This window comes from Salipiger thiooxidans (assembly GCF_900102075.1).
GTDB lineage: Bacteria > Pseudomonadota > Alphaproteobacteria > Rhodobacterales > Rhodobacteraceae > Salipiger > Salipiger thiooxidans.
This window is the reverse complement of record NZ_FNAV01000028.1, coordinates 1-18,287: the sequence shown is the minus strand read 5'-3', so window position 1 is coordinate 18,287 and position 18,287 is coordinate 1. Positions and strand designations below refer to the sequence as shown.

The following is an 18,287-nucleotide window of genomic DNA, read 5'->3' as shown; positions in this document are numbered from 1 at the left end:
CGCATTATCACTTTAGGTTATGGCTCCAACAACCATCGGAGCCCAAGTGAAACGTCCCACCGCCGCCCAGCTACGGGCCTTCAATGAAGTCGCCGCCACCGGTAGCTTTTCCCGCGCCGCGCGCTCGCTCGGCCTGTCGCAGCCCGCGATCACCGCTCAGATCAAGGCGCTCGAGGAGGGGTTCGCCGTGCGTCTCTTCGACCGCACCGCCAGCGGATCCGAGCTGACGGCGCTCGGGCACAGGCTGTTCCAGCGCACCGCCGAGCAGCGCGACGTCGAGCGGGACGCGGCCGAGATCCTGCTGACCGTGCGCAATCTCGACGTGGGCGAGCTGTCGATCGCCGCGGGTGCCCCCGGCCCCGCGATGCAGCAGGTGGCGCGGTTCCGGCAGCGCTATCCGGGCATCAAGATCGACATGTCCTTCGGGAACTGGCAGGACGTGGTGACCGCCGTGCGCGAGCGGCGCGCCGATCTGGGCATCCTCACCGCCGCGCCCTCGGGGAGCGAGATCTTCAGCGCGCCGGTGCTCTACCAGTCGCTGGTGGCGCTGGTGCCCCGCGCCCACCCCTATGCCACCCACGCCAGCCTGCGGCTTGCCGATCTGGTCGGGCAGGCGCTGCTGTTCCGAAGCGGACGCTCGCAGACCCAGCGCGAGCTGAACCTCGCGCTCAGGGCACAGGGCCTGTCGCTGACGCCGCTGTTCTGGCTGGAATCGCGCGAGGCGGTTTTCGAGGCGGCGGAACAGGGGCTCGGCATCGGGTTCATGTTCGACGCGGCCTCGGGTCGCTCGGGCGGCGTCGTGCGTGTTCCCATTGCCGACATCGACCAGACCTTCCCCGAGCACGTGTTCTGCCTGCACGCCAAGATCACCTCGCCCACCGTGAGCGCCTTTCTTGAGACGTCGGGGATCGCCGCGCCGGTCTGACCCCGGCCACGGCCGAATCACGGCGCGCAACCGCTGCCGCAGGCCCCTCCTGCCCCGCGTAGCGCCGCCCGTGGCGCGGCGTCGACCGCGTGTTGCGTGATGCCACGACGCGGCGGAATCGTTTCATCCGGGATTAATCCGTGGGCATTGAGTACGTGGTCGCTCAAAGCCGCGCCGAACGGCTGCAGCAGTGGCACGCCGAACGGCGCCCTGCATGTTCATATATCCGAACATGAGTTCTCTTATGTGAACCAACAGCAGGAACCACGACACCATGACCAGACTTGACCGACGCAGCTTCCTGGCCTCGACGGGGGCGATCACCCTCGGCGCGATGATCCCGGGAATGGGCCGCGCCGCCGGCGACAGCTTCACTTCCACCGTCTTCGGCGGCGTGTGGGAACAGAATTACCGCAAGGCCATCGTCGACAGCTTCGAAGCCTCGACCGGCGCGACCGTGAACCTTCAGCTCGGCTCCTCGGCGGAATGGCTGACCAACGCCATCGTCAACCGCGACGCCCCCGAGATCGACATGCTGATGCTGCCCTACCCCGACAGCATCAAGGCCATCATGGCCGACATCGGCATCGAGCTGACGCCCGAGGACATCCCCAACATCGCCAATATCGCGCCGGTCTGGTGGGAGCAGTACAAGAAGCGCGGCGTCGGGCTCGACTACGCCTCCTACGGCATCGCCTACCGCACCGACCTCGTCGACGCGCCGATCACCAAGTGGGAAGACCTGTTCCGCCCCGAGCTCGCCGGCAAGATCTCGATCCCCGACATCGGCACCTGGGGCTCGTGGGAAATGCTCGTGATGCTGGCCAAGCTGCGCGGTGGCTCCGAGGAAAACCTCGAGCCTGCCTTCGAGGCGCTGGCCGAGCTCAAGCCGAACATCCGCCGCTTCTTCACCTCGTCCACCGACGCGATGTCGATGCTGGACGCGGGCGAGGTCGTCGCCGTCGGCATGACCACCAACATCCCGCCCTACGCGCTGATCGACGCCGGCAAGCCCGTCGAATTCGTCTTCCCCGAGGAAGGCGCGATGGTCGGCATGGTGTCCTACCACATCGCCGAGGGTGCCTCGAATCCCGAGCTCTGTAAGCAGTTCATCAACCACGCGATCTCGCTCGAGGCACAGGAAGCCTTCTGCAACGCCGTGATCGCGGGCCCGGTGCGCCCCGATGCCAAGCTGACCGGCAAGGCCGCCGAGCGGGTGCCTGCGCTTGACCAGCTGACCCTCTTCGACTGGTTCAGGATCGTGCCGCAGATGCCGATGCTGACGGATCGCTGGAACTACGAGGTCTCCCTGTGATCCCCCAGACGACCGAACTGACCCACCCGCAGGCCGATGGCCTGCGGGGACTCGACGCCCCCGAAGCCGCAGCGCTCGTCTGCGCAGGCCAGCCCTGCCCCGCGCCCCTGCGCGCGGCGGCGGCGCGGGCCGAGATCCTGCTGGTGCAGGTCACCCCCACCGACCGGGTCGAACCCACCGACCAGCTCGACGGCCACGGCGCCGTCACCATCAGCCATACCGGCCCCTCGCCCTTCTACGCCTCGGACATCGACCTCGTGCTGCGCTCGAACGGGGTGCGCACGCTTTATGTCTGCGGCGATCCCGTTGCCGGGATGCGCCTTGCCTATGACGCGCAGCGCAAGGGCTACCGCGCCGTGCTGGTGCGCGCGGGCAACGCGCCGGCCGACGTGCTCGGGCTGCGGATGCCGCAGATCTCGCAGGCAGAACTGACCGGACAGCTCGCGGGCACCGCGCCCGGCGCGCGCAACTGGCACGAGGCCGTCAAGGCCGAACGCATGGCCCGGCCCTTCGCCGCGCGGCTCGAGCCCACGCGCACCGCGCTCCTCATGATCGACGTGCTCAACGACTTCTGCGCCGAGGACGGCGTGATCGCCAAGACCAAGGCCGCGATGCCCCGCGTCACCGAGGCGCTGCCGCGGATCCGGACGCTGCTCGAAGGCGCCCGAGCCGCCGGGGCCCACGTGCTGCACGTGCAGGCGATCTACGGCCCGATGTTCCGCGGCCAGGGCTCGCCCTACCGCTACCCCTCGACCCAGACCCGCGAGGGCGCCGTCTGGTGTGCCTCCGCCGCCGACATCACCGGCGCCGCCCCGGCCTTTGACCCAACCATGGTCGAGGTCTGCCGCGAGGGCACCTGGGGCGCCGATTTCGTCGAGGGCATGGGCCCCGTCGACGGCGAGACCGTGATCCGCAAGCACCGCTACTCGGCCTATCTCGACACCGCGCTCGACGCCGAGCTGCGCCGCCGCGGCATCGAGACCGTGGTGCTGGCGGGCGTGACCACCAACTGCTGCGTCGAGAGCACGGCACGCGATCTCGCGATGTCGGACTATGATACGGTGATCGCCGAGGACTGCGTCGCGGTGAAGGATCTCGTCCTGCCGCTGCACGACGCCAGCATCGAACAGATCCGGACCTATTTCGGCATCGTCACCCCTTCGGACAGGATCCTGGACGCATGGCACTGACCGATACCGCCCCCGCCCCGCGCGCGGCGCCCGCCCCGCGCAAGCCGGTCTCGCCCGCGTGGCTGACGCTGCCCGGGCTCTGCTTCCTCGTCTTCGTGCTGCTGCTTCCCGTGGGCTGGCTGATGGCGCTGAGCCTCAAGCCGTCGATGCCGGGCGCCTTCACCATGGAGGGCGACTGGACCATCGCGAACTACCTGCGCTTCTTCAGCCAGCCGTTCTACTACTCGACGCTGATCAAGACGCTCTGGGTCTCGGCGCTGACCACCGGCATCACCGCGGTGCTGGGCTACGCGCTGGCGCTGATCATCTGGACGGCCAGCCCCGCGAAGCGCGGCTGGATCGTGCTGATCGTTCTGTCGCCGCTGCTCGTGTCGATCGTGGCCCGCACCTACGGCTGGATGATCATGCTCGGCGACCGCGGCATCCTCAACCAGGCGCTGCTGGCGCTCGGCGTGATCGAGGAGCCGATCCAGATCATGTACACCTCGGCCGCGGTCATCGTCGGGCTCGTGCATGTCTTCGTGCCCTTCATGGCGCTCTGCGTGCTGACCTCGCTCGAGAAGATCGACCCCAAGGTCCCCGAGGCCGCGATGACCTTCGGCGCCAGCCGCTGGGCCGTGCTGCGCCGCATCCTGCTGCCGCTGACGGTGCCGGGGCTGGCCTCGGGCCTGACCATCGTCTTCTCGCTGGCGATCTCGTCCTACGTGACCCCCGCCCTGATGGGAGGGCCGCGCTCGGGGATGCTGACCACCTTCATCTACCAGCAGTTCGCGGTGACGCTGGACTGGCGCTTCGGGGCCGTTCTGGTGACCCTGCTGCTGGCGCTGACGCTCGTGGTGCTGACCTCGATCCTGGCGCTTGCCGCCCGCATGACCGCGACGTGGAGCAAATGATGTCGACCTATTTCTCGCTCTTCCGGCGCACCGGCACCGCGGCGCTCTTTGTCTTCCTGCTCGCCCCTCTGGTCGCGGTGATCATCGTCTCGGTCAACGCGGGCGCCACGCCGAAATTCCCGCCCGAGGGCTTCTCGTTGCGCTGGTACGGCGCGGCGCTCGCCAACCCGGCCTTCACCGGATCGGCGCTGACCTCGCTGGTGCTGGCGGCGGTGGCCACCGCGCTCGGCACGCCGCTCGGCGTTGCGGCGGCCTTCGGCATCGCCCGCGGCAAGCTGCCCAGCAGCCTTCGCGGACTGCTCGAGGCGATCTTCCTGTCACCGCTCATCGTGCCGGGCATCGTGATCGGCGTGGCGCTGCTGGTCACGCTCTCGACCGCCGGGCTGCGCGACGCATGGCTGCGGCTGACCCTCGGCCACGTGCTGCTGGTCATGCCCTACGTGATCCGCACCAGCCTCGCGGCGCTGCAAAGCTTCGACCCATCGCTGGAGGAGGCCGCCCACACGCTCGGCGCCAGCCGCCGTCAGATCCTGACGCGGGTGACCCTGCCGGTGCTGCGCCCGGCCATCTTCGCCGGTGCCGCCTTCGGCTTCATCATCTCCTTCGACGACGCCGCCGTGTCGATCTTCCTGATCGACAGCAGCACCTCGACCCTGCCGCTCGCGATCATGAGCTACATGCAATACAACTTCGATCCCTCGATCGCGGCCGTGTCCTCCATGCTGATCGCCATCACCCTGGCCGGAGCCCTCGTCATCGAGCGCGTCTTCGGTCTCAAGAAATTCCTCGGGAACTGAACCATGGCCCAAGTCACCCTCTCGCGCATCACCAAGCGCTACCCCGGATCCGAGACCGCCGCGGTCGACGACGTCTCGCTCACGATCCCCAAGGGCAGCTTCACCACGCTGCTCGGACCGTCGGGCTGCGGCAAGAGCTCGACCCTGCGCATCGTCGCGGGCCTGTCCAGGCCCGACTACGGCGTGCTCCAGATGGACGGGCGCGACATCACCCATCTCTCCGCCGCCAGGCGCAACATCGGCATGGTGTTCCAGTCGCTGGCGCTGTTCCCGCACATGACCGTGGCCGAGAACGTGGCCTTCGGGCTGGAGATGCGCGGGATCGGCCGCTCCGAACGCGAGACCAAGGTCGCCCGGGCGCTCGACATCGTCGAGCTCGGCCACCTCGCCGCGCGGCATCCGCACCAGCTTTCGGGCGGCCAGCAGCAGCGCGTGGCGCTGGCCCGCGCGCTTGTGGTGGAGCCGTCGATCCTGATCCTCGACGAGCCGTTCTCGGCGCTCGACCGCAAGCTGCGCGAGACCATGCAGATCGAGCTCTACCGGATCACCCGCGATCTCGGCATCACCGCCATGTTCGTGACCCACGACCAGGAAGAGGCCCTGACGCTCTCGGACAGTATCGTGGTGATGAACCAGGGCCGCATCGAGCAGCAGGGCACCCCGCGCGAGATCTACGGCGCCCCGCGCACCCGCTTCACCGCCGAGTTCATGGGCCTGTCGAACTTCCTGCCGGCCCGCTGCAACAACCGCGCCCTGTCCTTCGAGGGGCTGACCACCGAGATGCCGGCGGCGTTCGAGGCCGAGGGCAACTGCACCGTGGCGCTGCGCCCCGAGGGCCTGTCGCTCAGCAGCACCCGCCCCGAGGGCGCGGCGCTGAAGGGCCATCTCGCCGAGGCGATCTACCAGGGCGCCAGCACCAGCTACACGCTCGACCTGCCGTCGGGACGCCGGATCACCGCGCGCACGACCGACTGCGGCCTGCTGCCGGGACAGGAGGCCTGGATCGCCTGGACCCCCGAGGCCCTGCACGCCTTCGCCGCCTGAGACAGACCATGACCACCGACATCCTCGCCCGTCCCTTCTCGGGGGCGGAAGGCCCCGGCCGTGCCGCGCTCGCCATTGCGGCGCTGTGCTCGGTCGCCGGGCAGATCACCGGACAGCCGAGCCTGACCTGGCTCGGCCTCGTGGCGCTTGGGGGCTTCGTTCTCTGCGACTGGCTTCGGGTGCGTGGCTCCGGGCGCACGGTGATGGCGCTGGCGGTGCTGCTGGCGCTGGCAACCGCGGCGCTGCTGCCAGAGGCGCGGCCGGTGATCCTTGCCGCCGCGACGCAGGGGCTTGGCTTCACGGCGCTGCTCGTGGCGCTGGCAACGCTGCGCCCGGCAATGCAGCGCTCGCGGCTGCTGGCGCAGGCGGCGGCCTGGCTGATCGGGCGCCCGCGCGGGCAGCGCTATGCCTCGGTCACCTACGGCGGCCACGGGCTGGCGCTGATCTTCAACGTGGGCGTGCTGCAGCTGATCGGCGACATCCTCGCCGCCGCCCGGCTCGACTTCCGCCAGCACCCGACAGCGCGGCACCTGCTCATGGGCACCATGCGCGGCTCGGCCGCCATCGCGCTCTGGTCGCCGCTGGCGATGGGCTTCGCGGTGGTGACCTCCTCCTTCGCGGCGCTCAACCCGCTGGCCTACATCGCGCTCGGCCTGACGCTGGCGCTGGTGCTGCTCGGCGCGGGCTGCCTGCTGCCGCGTCACGACCGGTCCGAGACGCTGGACCTGCCCGGCGATGGGAGCGCCAGGGCCATGGCGCTTCTGCTGCTGGGGGCGCTGGCGCTGCTGGCGAGCACCTCGGCGCTCTACCTGCTGGCCGGGCTCAGCTTCCTCACCGCGACCACCATCGTGGTGCCGCTCTTTGCCCTGGCCTGGATCCGCATCGAACCCGGCCCCGAGGGCGAACGGGCCTCGCCCGCCATGCTGGCGACGCGGCTCTCGGACCTGCGCAACGAGATGTTCATCTTCGCGGGCTCCACCGTGATCGGGGCGCTGGCGGCGCTGGTCTTCACCCTCTACGGCCCGCAGTCGATCATCGCCGTCGACAGCCCGCTGATGCCGGTGGCGGTGCTGCTCTGCATCTGGGGTCTCTCGGTGGCCTCGACGCCGCCGTCGATCCCGGTGATCCTGATCGCGCAGCTGATGGCGACCTCGCCGCTGGCGCAGGACCACGCACTGTCGCTGGCGATGGCGCTTTCGGCGGGCTGGTCGCTGGGGATGATGGTCTCGCCGGTGTCTGCCACGCTGCTGCTCTCGGCGCGGATCGCAGAGGAGCCGGCACGGCGCATCGCGTGGGAGTGGAACCGCGGCTACACGGCCATCGCCGTGCCCCTGACCGCGGCGGCGCTGGCGCTGACCTACCTGCTCGAGTGAGAGGTCCCGAGCGCCTCTTCGGCCTCGTCACGCAACGCCGACAGGGCGGCCTCGATCCCGGCGCGGATCGTGGCCGTCATGCGCGACACCGGCATCGCCAGCGAGAACGCCAGCGGCGGCACCCCCGGCGGCACCCGCAGCGCGACCGCAAAGGAGCCGACGCCGGGCACGATGGCCGAGGGCAGGTAGCACACCCCCTGCGCGCTGATCTCGACCGGCTCGGGCCGGCCGTCCGCATCGGTCAGCACCTCGCCCGGACGGCAGAGGGCATGCCCGCCCGCGGTGCCGTGCAGCGGCGCCACATCGCCCACCGGAACGGTGAAGCTCAGCCCCTCGCGCACCAGACGGCGCGCCACCACGACGCGACTGTCATCGCGCCGCTCGACGAGGAAAGTGGTCTCGTTGGTCTCGTCCCGGAGCTGCTCCAGCAGCGGCAGCAGCGGCGCCAGCCACTGGCGATGCGCGAGGAACCCCTCGCTCAACCGCAGCACCCTTGGCGAGAGGCTGAACTTGCGGTCCTCGTCCCGGGTGATGAACCCCGCCCCCTGCAGCGACTTCAGCAGCGCGCTGGCGGTGCTCTTCGGGATCCCGAGCCGCTCAGAGATCGCCATGTGGCCCATGGCTCCCATCTCGGCCAGAAGCTCGAGCATCTCGAGCGTGCGGATCGGGGAACTTGTTTCGGTGCGGGGGGCCAAGGCAGTCTCCAGTCGAACTGTCAGCGGTTTTGCAGCCTTCCCCCAGCCGCCGCAAGCCAATAGGGCAGCATTCATTATGGAATCCCCGCGACGCCGGGCTCGGGGGCCGGGATTGGCGGGCATGTCGCGCAGGCCTCTGCCGGTGTCCCGCGACGGGACGCCCACAAGCCGCCCCGCCTCCCGCACGACCGCGATGGCGAGGACCTCGGCATGGGCCTCCCGCCATGCTTCGGTCGGCGCCCGGCTCCGCCTGCACGCATCGTTGCCAGTGGCATTCGCCGGCTCGCTCGCCCGATCTGATAACCGTCGAAGACCAACGACGGCGCCCACCGCGGATGCTCGAGCGCGGAGTCACCGGGGCCGACCGCGGGCGTGGGCTGAATGTTCCGGTGGTCGCTGAACGCCCTGAGGGTGGTCCCACTGCGCCGAAGCTGGCTCTGTCAGAGCCGCGCTGCGCAACCTCAATCTCGGCTTCGCCGACCTCAGGGGCAAGACCCTGGACGTGCCCTAAGGCACCGCGGGCGACAGGCTGCTGCGGCTGGCGCTGGAAGAGGCCGGGATGACCATGGACGACAGCAAGGTCGTGCCGATGGAGCCCTCGACCGTGGTCCCCGCATTCGGCTCGGGCCAGGTCGACGCCGCCGGGATCTGGTACCCGTTCGTGGACGTCATCAAGGAGACCATCGACTTCCGCCGCGACAACCCCGAACGGTCGCCCGAGATCACCGCAACGTTCCCCGGCCTGCCAGTCGGAGCCGCTGCTGGCCGGTCTGGAACGGGCCGCCTGACACGGGGTGCCGTGCCCCCGCGGCGCGGTCGCGCCGGTCCCGACACAAGCCATGCCCAAGGCCCCGCCTCCGGGGGTACGGGCAGCAGGCCTCGGGCCCCCGGCCGTCGCGCCTCTTCTCCCGCGGGGGGCACGACAAGGGGGAGCCCGGTGACCGGGCCCTCCCTTCGATCTCCGGGCAGTGATCCGGGCCGCCGCTACTGCGGCATCACGATCTGCAGCTTCACGTCGCTGTCCCGCGCCTCGACCGCGCGGTCGAAGCCCGCGATGCTGTCGGCGAAGGGAATGCTGGCCGAGATCAGAGGCTTCAGGTCCACCTTGCCCGCGGCCATGAGCGCGATCGCCCGGTCGTAGACATTGGCGTAGCGGAACACGGTCTCGACCCGCAGCTCCTTGGCCTGAAGCCCGACGATGTCGACCGGCACCGGATCGACCGGCATACCCACCAGCACGATGGCGCCACCCGGCCGGGCCAGCCGGTGCATCGCGAGGATCGCCGGCGCCGCGCCCGAGCATTCGAAGACCACGTCCGCGCCCCAGCCATCGGTCGCCGCCGCCACTGCCTCGGGCAGCGGTGTCTCGCGGATGTTGACCGTCTCGATGCCGTCATAGGCCGCGATGATGTCGAGCTTGGGCTGGGCGAGATCCGCCACGATCACCCGCGCGCAGCCGCCCGCGAGCGCCGCAAGCGCCACCATCATGCCGATGGGCCCGGCCCCCGTGACCACGGCGGTGTCGCCGGGCTGGATCCGCGCGCGCAGCGCCGCCTGCATGCCGATGGCGAAGGGCTCGACCATGGCGCCCTCTGCGAAGCTGACCGCGTCGGGCAGCTTGTAGGTGAAGGCGGCCGGGTGGATGACCTCGGGGGCGAGGCAGCCATGCACCGGCGGCGTCGCCCAGAACGTCACCGCCGGGTCGACGTTGTAGATCCCGAGCTTGCTGGCCCGCGAGGTGGGATCGGGAATGCCCGGCTCCATGCAGACCCGGTCGCCTGGCACGAGGCCCGAGACCTCGGCACCGCAGGCGATCACCGTGCCCGAGGCCTCGTGGCCCAGCACCATGGGCTCGCTCACCACGAAATGGCCGATCTTGCCATGGGTGTAGTAGTGCACGTCCGAGCCGCAGATGCCGACCGTGTGGGTCCTGATCCGCACGTCGCGCGGTCCCAGCGTGCCGGGGATGTCGAACTCGCGCAGGGACAGCCTGCCCTTTTCCTCCAGAACCAGCGCCTTCATGTCCGGTGTCTCCCTTGGATGATCTGATGCGGCGGGGCCGAACGCCCCGCCATGTGCCTTACGCTTCCCCGGCTCAGAGCGCGAGGCCCTGCGCGTCGAACCGGTGGATCGCGTTCTCGTCGGGGTTCAGCCAGACAGTGTCGCCGCGATGCACCCCGAACTCGCCGGCGGTGCGCACGTTGACCGGGCCCACGTCGGTGTCGACGTGCAGGTAGGTGTCCGAGCCCAGATGCTCGGAGACGCTGACCCGCCCGCCCCAGAGCCCGCTCTCTCGCGAGGCGCGGATGTGCTCGGGCCGGATGCCGATGGTGGGGGCGCCGAGCCGCTCGGCCTCGGCGCCGCGGATGAAGTTCATCCTGGGCGAGCCGATGAAGCCCGCGACGAATTCGTTCCGCGGCTGCTCGTAAAGCTCGAGCGGCGTGCCGACCTGCTCGATCCGGCCGGCCTGCAGCACCACGATGCGGTCGGCCATGGTCATCGCCTCGACCTGGTCATGGGTCACGTAGATCATCGTGGAGCCGAGCGTCTCGTGCAGCTCGGCGATCTCGAGACGCATGTTCACCCGCAGCGCCGCATCGAGGTTCGACAGCGGCTCGTCGAAGAGGAACGCCGAGGGCTCGCGCACGATGGCCCGCCCGATGGCGACCCGCTGGCGCTGCCCTCCCGAAAGCTGCCCCGGCTTGCGCTCCAAGTAGGCCGAGAGGTTCAGCACCTCGGCTGCCCGCGCCACCTTGTCCCTTGCGGTGCGGGCATCGACCTTCGCCATCTCGAGCGGGAAGAGCATGTTCTCGCGCACGGTCATGTGCGGGTAGAGCGCGTAGCTCTGGAACACCATCGCCAGTCCCCGGTCGCCGGGGGCCAGATGCGACACGTCGCGGCCTCCGATCTCGATGTTGCCCTCGGTCAGGTCCTCGAGCCCCGCGATCATCCGCAGCAGCGTGGACTTGCCGCAGCCCGAGGGCCCCACGAAGACCACGAATTCGCCGTCCCTGATCCCGAGATCCAGCGGCGGGATGACCTCCGCCTCACCGAACCGCTTGACCACCTTGCTCAGCGTGATGCTGCCCATGTCCTTGTCCTTTCGCGCTCAGGCGCCAGCCAGTTCGGCCCGGAAGCCTTGTGTCTTCTTGTCGCTCTCGATCCGCCAACGGAGGATGTCGTGGATCAGCGACAGTTTCCGCTCCGCCTGCGCGGGGTCGTCCCAGAGGTTGCTCCGCTCCTCGGGGTCGGTGGCAAGGTCGAAGAGCTGCCCCTCGGAGCTGTCGACGAAATGCACCAGCTTCCAGTCGCCCCGGCGGATCATCGTCATGTACGAGGTTCCGGTCAGGATCGCGTCGTTGGCATGTTCCGCGAAGACCCGGTCGCGGGGCTGCTCCTCGCCCGCCATCAGCGGGTTCAGCGACTGCGCCTCCATCCACGCCGGCGGCGTGAGGCCCGCCCATTCGAGGATCGTCGGGCCCCAGTCGAAGAGCGCCACCAGCTCGTCGCGCCGCATCGCCGGAATGCCGCGGCCCCAGACGATGGCGGGCACCCGCACCGTGGGCTCGAACATGTTCCACTTCTGCGAATGCCCGTGGTCGTTGAGGCAATCGCCGTGGTCCGAGGTGAAGACGATGATGGTGTCGTCGAGCACGCCGCGCCGCTCGAGCGCGGCGAGGATGTTGCCCACCTGCGTGTCGATCATCGAGACGTTGGCGTAGTAATGCGCGCGCTGCAGCCGCATCTGCTCGGCCGTGGGGTCGGGCAGGTGCACCACCGCGTCGTGGTCGTTGTCGAGATGCTGGCGCCGCAGCTCGCGCATCGGGCCGGGCTGGGTGTCGAAGTCGTAGCGGATGGGCTCCGGCAGGTCGTCGCGCGCCTCGTATTTCGCGAGGTACTCGGCGGTCGGATCGTAGGGCGGGTGCGGCCCCGGGATGCCGATCTGCAGGAAGAACGGCTCGTCGCCCTTGTAGCGGTCGAGCCACATGCACGCCATCTCGGGCACGAAATTGTCCGCGTGCAGGTCCTCGGGCGCGTCCCAGACGTAGCAGCCGAGGCGCTCGGCATAATCGGGCATCTCGCGCTGGGTGACGCGGGTCGGCTTCTCGACCCCGCGCGCCCAGAACGCCTTGTCCCAGTTGTCGAGGTAGAAGGGCAGGTTCGGGTGGGCACGGTCCTTGTTTTCGGTGACGTGGCGCTCGTCGTAGCCGAAGGCGCCCTCGACCGGCCATGTGTGCATCTTGCCGACGTTCACCGTGCGGTAGCCCGACTGCTTCAGCAGCCCGACCCACGAATAGACCCAGCGCTCGTCGTTGCGGAAGACGCCGTTGGTGTGCGGATATGTCCCCGAGAACAGCGAGGCCCGCGACGGGCTGCACGAGGGCGAGGTCACGTACATCTGCTCGAAGGCGGTGCCCTCGTTCACGAGCCGGTCGAGGTTGGGCGTGTCCATCCACGGGCAGCCCAGAGCCCCGATGGTGTCGATGCGCTGCTGGTCGGTGATGATGAAGACGATATTGGGGTGTTTTGTCATGGGCTTATCCCTTCACAGCACCGCCCAGAGACTGGACGATATACTTGTTCGCAAGCACGATGATCGGCACGATCGGCAGGGTCAGGGCGATCGAGGCGACGGCGATGGCGCCCCAGTCGACCGAGGCGTAGGAGACGAAGTTCATCACCGCCACCGGCGCCGTCGTGGTGTCCGAGCGGGTGATGATGAGGCTGAAGAAGAAGTCGTTCCACGCCAGCAGGAAGCTCAGCACCCCGGCGGCGACCAGTCCCGGCCGGGCGGCGGGGATGACGATGCGCCAGAGCACCCGGCCCAGCGAGGCGCCGTCCATGAGCCCGGCCTCGACCAGCTCGTCGGGGATCTGGTTGAACGAGGTCCACATCGACCACACCACGAAGGGCAGCGTGAGCGAGGTGTAGGCGAAGATCAGGCCTGCGTAGGTGTCGATCAGCCCGGCCCGCACGTAGACGAGGAACAGCGGGATCACGAAGCCCACCGGCGGCGCCATGCGCAGCAGCAGCAGCAGCCACGAGGCGAAGAACTTGTTCGAGGCCCGGCGCTTGGACAGCGCGAAGGCCCCCGGCACGCCGACCAGCAGCGCCAGCAGGGTCGAGCTGCCGGCGGTGATGAAGCTGTTGAGCAGTGCGGCGGGGAAGTCCGAGCGCGCGATCGAGCGGATGTTGTCCAGCGTCCAGGCGGCCGGGCTCTCCCAGATCGGCTCGAAGAGCGCGGTGGCGGGGCGCAGCGACAGCAGCACCACCCAGACCACCGGCAGCAGCGAGAAGCCGAGGAAGGCCAGCATCATCGCGTAGCCGAGCGCCTTCTTGACCCGGAATGCGGTCGAGGTGTCACGCATCGGAGAGCCTCGCGTTGGCCTTGGCGATGTAGAAGCTGATCGCGGCGGCGAAGAGGAACAGGAAGACGGCGATGCTTGCGCCGTAGGCGACGTTGGAGTTCTGGAAGGTCTGCACGTAGGCGTAGTAGTTGGTCGCCTGCGTCGCCCGCCCCGGCCCGCCCGAGGTCATCACGAAGATCAGCGGGAAGTGCTTGAGCGTCTCGATGAAGCGGAACAGCGCCACCATCAGCAGCGTCGGGTAGAGCAGCGGCAGGGTGATGCGGAAGAATGCCTTCACCCGCGTCGCTCCGTCGAGCGCTGCCGCCTCGTCGAGATCGGGCGAGATCCCCTGCAGCGCGGCGAGCACGATCAGCATCACGAAGGGATAGGTCGCCCAGGTGTCGGCGATGACGATGGCGGTGATGGCGCCGGTCTGTGTGGTGAGCAGCGCAGGGACCTCGATCCCGAAGACCGCGAAGACCGCGTTGATCGGCGACAGGGTCGGCGTGAAAAGCGACAGCCAGATCAGCGCCACCGCCACGTGCGGCACCGCGAAGGGCACCACGAAGATGCCGCGCGCCACCCGCCACTTGCCGACGATCTTGTCGAGCCCCACGGCGATGGCGGTGCCGAGCACCACCTGCGCCAGCACGCCGAAGGCGCTGAGCGCCATCATGATGTAGATCGACGAGACGAACCGGCGGTCCTCGAACAGACGCAGGAAATTGTGGATGCCGATCTTGCCGCTCCAGCCCCGCACGAGGTGGAAGTCGGTGAAGGACAGGGCCAGCATGCCAAGCAGCGGCGCGATCGCGAAGATGCCGACGGCCAGCGAGGCGGGCCAGAGCATGCGGCGATAGGTCCTGTCCATCGCGGCGGAGGCGCGCGGTGGGGTCATCGGAACTCTCCGGGGGATGAGGGGGAAGGGAAAGACACCGGCTGCGCGTCGGGGCACGGGGCCCGTCGGCGCAGCCGCTGGGGGGAGGATCAGTAGGCGAGGATCGACTTCATCTCGTCCTCGGCAGCCTCGAGCGCCTCTTCGGGGCTCATCAGCCCGTTGACGGCGGCGTTGACGTTCTCGCCGATGGCGGCGCCGATCTCGGGCCAGGTCGGGATCAGCGGACGGTAGTGGCCGAGCGCGAGGGTCAGCGCCTCGACCCGCAGGTCGAGGAAGTTCTCCTGCACGTCCGCGTACTTGGCCTGCACCTCGGGGTTTTCGGCCACCGAGGCTCGGGTGAAGTCGGGGTAGGCCTCGTTGATGGCGAGCTTGCTCAGGGTCTCGGTGCTGGTCGCCCACTTGACGAACTCGAAGGCGGCATCGGCGTTCTCGGAACCCGCGGGGATGCCGAGGCCGTGCACCGCGATGGCAGGCGAACGGCCGGCCGGTCCGCCCGGCGGCAGCGCCAGCACGAACTGGTCAGCGAACTTGCTGGCGGCGGGATCCACCGCCTGACTGACGATCGAGGTGCCGTCCACGGTCATCGCCGCCTGACCGTTCTGCAGCGCGGCCACCACTTCGGGGAAGTTGAAGTTGCCGATGCCCTGCGGACCGTAGTCGTTCATCAGGGTGATGTAGGTGTTCAGCGCCTTCAGGTTCTCGGGACTGTTGATCGCGGGCGTCATGTCATCGGGGTAGTTGGCGAAGAACTTGCCACCGTAGGCGCGCATGATCATCGGGAAGACGAACATGTTGAACCCCTGCCCCGGCGCAACCCGCATCGCGATGGCGGCGGTGTCGTCGCTGTCTACGGCCTTGGCGACCTCGAGCATCTCGTCCCAGGTCTCGGGCACACCGACGCCCGCGGCCTCGAGCAGGTCCTTGCGATAGGCCATGAGCCCGGTCTCGGCGAAGAACGGCATGCCGTAGTAGTCGCCGCTCACCTTGTAGGCCTCGAGCGGGCCGGAGAGGATGTCGTCCTTGTCCGCGAGCCCGTCGATCTGGGCGGTCATCGGCTCGAGCCATCCGGCCTCGACCCAGCGCTGCACCTGGATGACGGGGGTGTGCACCACGTCGATGTCACGGGCGCCGCCGGTGAAGGACAGGGTGATGCGGCTCTCGAAGACGTCCTGCCCGACCACGTCGATATTGGCCTTGATGCCGGTCTCGGCCTCGAAATCATCGGCCAGCGCGGCAAGGCCCCGGGTCGAGGGCATCGAGAACAGCAGCACGTTCACTTCGCGCTCCTGCGCGGCGGCCGTGCCCGGTGCCAGCATCGGCGCAAGCGCCGTGGAGCCGAGCAGCAGCGTCGCGGTCAGCGCCCTGCGGGTGACTTTGATCATGGTCTTCCTCCCTTGGATTTCGGCCGGCGGCTCCTTCCGCCTGGCCTGTCGTCGTTTCAGCCGCCGATGCGAAGCTGCGCCTCCGCGGAGCTGGCGCGGAATTCTTCGGCCAGCACGGCCTCGAGGCGGTCGCGTTCCTCGGCGAGCACCGCGCGGTAGCGCGTGGCGATGGCACCCTCGCCGGTGCCCGGAGGCGCGTTGTCCGCCAGCGACAGGATGTGGAGCACCCCGCCGTCGGGGGCGCGCACCAGCGTGGCGAAGCGGCGGATGCCGATGTGGTTGGCGACGCGGTCGCAGGCGAAATCGGCGCCGCGGGTCTCGGTGATGCGGCTTTCCACATCCTCGCCGCGCAGCCAGCCAATCTCGCGCCCGTTGCGCAGGCCGGTCTCGAAGAAGCCGATCATGTCGAAATCGCGCTTCAACTCGTCGGGGTCGAGCGTAGACAGGTAGAGCCGAGCCAGCGCGTCGAATTCCAGCAGGCTGCGGCGGAAGCCGGCCCGCGCCACGATCCGCACCGCGGGGTCCGAATGCTCGGTCCGGTGATGCCAGAGCAGCTCGTGGCCGACGACCACCACCGATTCCGCCGCGGCACCGGTGAGCGCGGTCAGGCGGCGCGTGGCTTCGTCGAGCGCGCCCATGTAGCTCGCCGACATCTGGATGGTGCGCGAGATGGTGAAGTTGCGCACGAGGTACTTCTCGGAGGTGCGGAAGACGTAGCCGCGCTCCGAAAGGATACGGACGATCCGGTTCAGCGTCGCCGGCGAAAGCCCGAGGTCGCGCACCATGTCTACCTGCTTCACCGGGCCGAGGCCGGCGGTGCTCAGGTATTCGAGGACATCAAGAATGCGCTCCGTCGGGTTCATCTTCTTGCAGCTACCATCTTTCATATTTGAAATATTCACCTATCATATATGAAATACTAATCAAGCAGCATTTTGCGACAGGGCCCTCCGCGGGCCCGGCGGATACGGGAGTACCGAGCATGAGACGCACCGCGCAGCTGAAGCCCTGGCACATCCTGCGCTGGCTCCGACGCTGGCGCGAGGGGCGGAGCTACCGGCCCGAACGGCACTACATGCGCGGCAGCGCCAGCAAGGGTGGCCCGGCGGAATAACGCGTGCTTCCGGGCACGTCGCCCGCGCCTGGAGGCGTCACGCACCGACGGCGCTGCCCTCGCAGCTGACGAACGCCATCCCTCCCGCACCTCCTGAACCTTGCCCCAGGTCACCGGCCCCACCGAGTCCGCCTGGCGGACAGCTTGCGCGGCGCGCTGTGGTTTCGCGCGCCGTCAACATACCCAGTGAGCTGCAACACAGCTTTGGGAGGAGTGTCATGAAAGCGCGCGAAGGTCGCCTTGCGGGGCGGCAACGGTCCATCTATGCCAGCACCCCGGCATTCGCAGGGGTCTTTGAATGAGCCCCTCCCGCCTCAGGTCCAAGGTCTCGAGCGCGCTGGTCTTGGTCGACTTTGCGGCCGTCCTGCTGGCGCTGATGGCCGAGAACATGCTTTCGAGAATCGGCCTCCCCGAAAACCCCTCGGATCTCGGCCTGCCGATGCGGGTGGCGCTCGGGGGCGCGGTGATCGGGCTGGTCGCCGAGCTCTCACCCTCGGCCGGACAGCGGCCATGAGCCGGCTGGTCCTTGGCGGCACGGGCTTTGTGGCGGCCATCGCGATGATCTTCCGCGAGATCCCCGTGGCCGTGACACCGCCGATTGGATCGTCCATGTGGTTGACAGCACCGACGCCGAGATCGAGGCACCTTCCGCAGCGACGACAAGGTGACCTTCGTCGATCTCGACGCCACCGCGAAGAAGGCGTCGGACACAGCTCTCTGTCGAACGCCGAGCGAAAGCGACTCGAAGCTACGGTTTTCTGGGTTGTGACAGCGTACCGTGGCAAGCGATCCCGACCCAACCGCCGAGCATTTCCGACCCAGACCGCACCTTGGACGGTGGACACGGGAAGGTCCCCTAGGAGCAAGACGGTCGCACTCCCGACCTTCGCTGCAGCTGGCCTGAACGGCCCGTGTGCGGACTTTGCCGTCGTTGACGCAGACCTTGCTCCAGGTCTGCTTCCGCTCATGCTGCCTTGAAAGACGAACAAGACATTGACAGTCGCCAGCCGCACTTGAGCACGTTAAAATGTTGCCGAAATCGATCCATTGCAGTAGCGGTCGCCCTATGCAAACTAATTTGAATACCGACGAGACTTGTGAAGCGTGCAGACGTCATACCCATGTCGAACGAATAGATGACGACGACACCAATGAGCCTTATCTGGTATGCAATGAATGTGCCCAACGGCTACGACTTCGCGCTTTGCGTCCGTTGGAATGGTTCAACATCGCGTCGAAACACGGATGGCAGAAGTATTTGCTCCATGATGATTTCTATGATGAGGACGGCACTGCGCTACAAGCTGATATGG

General features: G+C 68.4%; 18 protein-coding genes. 9 read left to right on the top strand and 9 right to left on the bottom strand.

Annotated features, from left to right (window positions below; all coding sequences use genetic code 11):
- Positions 1-46 precede the first annotated feature (46 nt).
- The 7 genes from BLQ77_RS25595 (at position 47) to BLQ77_RS28930 (ending at position 7,537) form a co-directional block, all read left to right on the top strand.
- Positions 47-925 (top strand): LysR substrate-binding domain-containing protein, encoded by an 879-nt coding sequence (locus tag BLQ77_RS25595; RefSeq protein WP_089963953.1) that lies wholly within the window; start codon positions 47-49, stop codon positions 923-925.
- A 274-nt stretch (positions 926-1,199) separates the two neighbouring features.
- Positions 1,200-2,240, top strand: a complete 1,041-nt coding sequence (locus BLQ77_RS25590) for an ABC transporter substrate-binding protein (RefSeq protein WP_089963951.1) — start codon at positions 1,200-1,202, stop codon at positions 2,238-2,240.
- A complete protein-coding gene (locus BLQ77_RS25585) occupies positions 2,237-3,430 on the top strand; it encodes an isochorismatase family protein (protein ID WP_008887661.1) in 1,194 nt (397 codons plus the stop codon). The genes BLQ77_RS25590 and BLQ77_RS25585 overlap by 4 nt, the downstream gene beginning before the upstream one ends.
- Positions 3,421-4,323 carry an ABC transporter permease gene (locus BLQ77_RS25580; RefSeq protein ID WP_089963949.1) on the top strand — a complete coding sequence of 301 codons (903 nt, stop codon included), beginning with the start codon at positions 3,421-3,423 and terminating at the stop codon, positions 4,321-4,323. The genes BLQ77_RS25585 and BLQ77_RS25580 overlap by 10 nt, the downstream gene beginning before the upstream one ends.
- A complete protein-coding gene (locus tag BLQ77_RS25575; protein ID WP_165617213.1) occupies positions 4,323-5,120 on the top strand; it encodes an ABC transporter permease in 798 nt (265 codons plus the stop codon). Before BLQ77_RS25580 ends, BLQ77_RS25575 begins: the two co-directional genes overlap by 1 nt.
- 3 nt (positions 5,121-5,123) lie before the next feature.
- On the top strand, positions 5,124-6,164 hold the full coding sequence (locus tag BLQ77_RS25570; RefSeq protein WP_089963944.1) for an ABC transporter ATP-binding protein: 1,041 nt from the start codon (positions 5,124-5,126) through the stop codon (positions 6,162-6,164).
- 8 nt (positions 6,165-6,172) lie between these two features.
- Positions 6,173-7,537, top strand: a complete 1,365-nt coding sequence (locus BLQ77_RS28930; RefSeq protein WP_089963942.1) for a hypothetical protein — start codon at positions 6,173-6,175, stop codon at positions 7,535-7,537.
- Here the strand turns inward: BLQ77_RS28930 and BLQ77_RS25560 are convergent.
- The 9 genes from BLQ77_RS25560 to BLQ77_RS25520 all read right to left on the bottom strand — a co-directional run bounded on the left by BLQ77_RS25560 (position 7,522) and on the right by BLQ77_RS25520 (position 16,747).
- Positions 7,522-8,232: an IclR family transcriptional regulator gene (locus BLQ77_RS25560; RefSeq protein WP_165617212.1), complete on the bottom strand. Its 711-nt coding sequence runs from the start codon at positions 8,230-8,232 to the stop codon at positions 7,522-7,524. The two genes, BLQ77_RS28930 and BLQ77_RS25560, sit on opposite strands and share 16 nt — an antisense overlap.
- Positions 8,233-8,739: 507 nt before the next feature.
- Positions 8,740-8,904 carry a hypothetical protein gene (locus BLQ77_RS28925; RefSeq protein WP_165617211.1) on the bottom strand — a complete coding sequence of 55 codons (165 nt, stop codon included), beginning with the start codon at positions 8,902-8,904 and terminating at the stop codon, positions 8,740-8,742.
- A 312-nt stretch (positions 8,905-9,216) separates the two neighbouring features.
- Entirely contained in the window at positions 9,217-10,254 is a 1,038-nt protein-coding gene (locus BLQ77_RS25550; protein WP_089963938.1) for an NAD(P)-dependent alcohol dehydrogenase, read from the bottom strand.
- 73 nt (positions 10,255-10,327) lie between these two features.
- Positions 10,328-11,323 carry an ABC transporter ATP-binding protein gene (locus BLQ77_RS25545; protein WP_089963935.1) on the bottom strand — a complete coding sequence of 332 codons (996 nt, stop codon included), beginning with the start codon at positions 11,321-11,323 and terminating at the stop codon, positions 10,328-10,330.
- 18 nt (positions 11,324-11,341) lie between these two features.
- A complete protein-coding gene (locus tag BLQ77_RS25540; protein WP_089963932.1) occupies positions 11,342-12,766 on the bottom strand; it encodes a sulfatase family protein in 1,425 nt (474 codons plus the stop codon).
- Between the two features lie 4 nt (positions 12,767-12,770).
- Positions 12,771-13,601 (bottom strand): carbohydrate ABC transporter permease, encoded by an 831-nt coding sequence (locus tag BLQ77_RS25535; protein WP_089963930.1) that lies wholly within the window; start codon positions 13,599-13,601, stop codon positions 12,771-12,773.
- On the bottom strand, positions 13,594-14,478 hold the full coding sequence (locus tag BLQ77_RS25530; RefSeq protein ID WP_040384920.1) for a carbohydrate ABC transporter permease: 885 nt from the start codon (positions 14,476-14,478) through the stop codon (positions 13,594-13,596). Before BLQ77_RS25530 ends, BLQ77_RS25535 begins: the two co-directional genes overlap by 8 nt.
- A gap of 89 nt (positions 14,479-14,567) precedes the next feature.
- Complete coding sequence (locus BLQ77_RS25525; RefSeq protein ID WP_089963927.1) at positions 14,568-15,860, bottom strand: ABC transporter substrate-binding protein; 1,293 nt, start codon at positions 15,858-15,860, stop codon at positions 14,568-14,570.
- A 56-nt stretch (positions 15,861-15,916) separates the two neighbouring features.
- A complete protein-coding gene (locus BLQ77_RS25520) occupies positions 15,917-16,747 on the bottom strand; it encodes a helix-turn-helix domain-containing protein (protein ID WP_089963924.1) in 831 nt (276 codons plus the stop codon).
- A 95-nt stretch (positions 16,748-16,842) separates the two neighbouring features.
- Between BLQ77_RS25520 and BLQ77_RS29750 the strand changes: the two genes are divergently transcribed.
- Both BLQ77_RS29750 and BLQ77_RS25515 read left to right on the top strand, forming a co-directional pair.
- Complete coding sequence (locus BLQ77_RS29750) at positions 16,843-16,974, top strand: hypothetical protein (protein WP_278184730.1); 132 nt, start codon at positions 16,843-16,845, stop codon at positions 16,972-16,974.
- A gap of 298 nt (positions 16,975-17,272) precedes the next feature.
- Positions 17,273-17,488 (top strand): hypothetical protein, encoded by a 216-nt coding sequence (locus BLQ77_RS25515; RefSeq protein ID WP_089963921.1) that lies wholly within the window; start codon positions 17,273-17,275, stop codon positions 17,486-17,488.
- Positions 17,489-18,287 lie beyond the last annotated feature (799 nt).

Excerpts from the sequence above, each read along its gene's own strand:
- BLQ77_RS25545 (WP_089963935.1), bottom strand. The coding sequence starts at position 11,323 with ATGGGCAGCATCACGCTGAGCAAGGTGGTCAAGCGGTTCGGTGAGGCG.
- BLQ77_RS28930 (WP_089963942.1), top strand. The coding sequence starts at position 6,173 with ATGACCACCGACATCCTCGCCCGTCCCTTCTCGGGGGCGGAAGGCCCC.
- BLQ77_RS25530 (WP_040384920.1), bottom strand. The coding sequence starts at position 14,478 with ATGACCCCACCGCGCGCCTCCGCCGCGATGGACAGGACCTATCGCCGC.
- BLQ77_RS25575 (WP_165617213.1), top strand. The coding sequence starts at position 4,323 with ATGTCGACCTATTTCTCGCTCTTCCGGCGCACCGGCACCGCGGCGCTC.
- BLQ77_RS25580 (WP_089963949.1), top strand. The coding sequence starts at position 3,421 with ATGGCACTGACCGATACCGCCCCCGCCCCGCGCGCGGCGCCCGCCCCG.
- BLQ77_RS25520 (WP_089963924.1), bottom strand. The coding sequence starts at position 16,747 with ATGAAAGATGGTAGCTGCAAGAAGATGAACCCGACGGAGCGCATTCTT.
- BLQ77_RS25535 (WP_089963930.1), bottom strand. The coding sequence starts at position 13,601 with ATGCGTGACACCTCGACCGCATTCCGGGTCAAGAAGGCGCTCGGCTAC.
- BLQ77_RS25550 (WP_089963938.1), bottom strand. The coding sequence starts at position 10,254 with ATGAAGGCGCTGGTTCTGGAGGAAAAGGGCAGGCTGTCCCTGCGCGAG.
- BLQ77_RS25540 (WP_089963932.1), bottom strand. The coding sequence starts at position 12,766 with ATGACAAAACACCCCAATATCGTCTTCATCATCACCGACCAGCAGCGC.
- BLQ77_RS28925 (WP_165617211.1), bottom strand. The coding sequence starts at position 8,904 with ATGACGTCCACGAACGGGTACCAGATCCCGGCGGCGTCGACCTGGCCC.
- BLQ77_RS25570 (WP_089963944.1), top strand. The coding sequence starts at position 5,124 with ATGGCCCAAGTCACCCTCTCGCGCATCACCAAGCGCTACCCCGGATCC.
- BLQ77_RS25515 (WP_089963921.1), top strand. The coding sequence starts at position 17,273 with ATGAGCCCCTCCCGCCTCAGGTCCAAGGTCTCGAGCGCGCTGGTCTTG.
- BLQ77_RS29750 (WP_278184730.1), top strand. The coding sequence starts at position 16,843 with ATGAGACGCACCGCGCAGCTGAAGCCCTGGCACATCCTGCGCTGGCTC.
- BLQ77_RS25590 (WP_089963951.1), top strand. The coding sequence starts at position 1,200 with ATGACCAGACTTGACCGACGCAGCTTCCTGGCCTCGACGGGGGCGATC.
- BLQ77_RS25525 (WP_089963927.1), bottom strand. The coding sequence starts at position 15,860 with ATGATCAAAGTCACCCGCAGGGCGCTGACCGCGACGCTGCTGCTCGGC.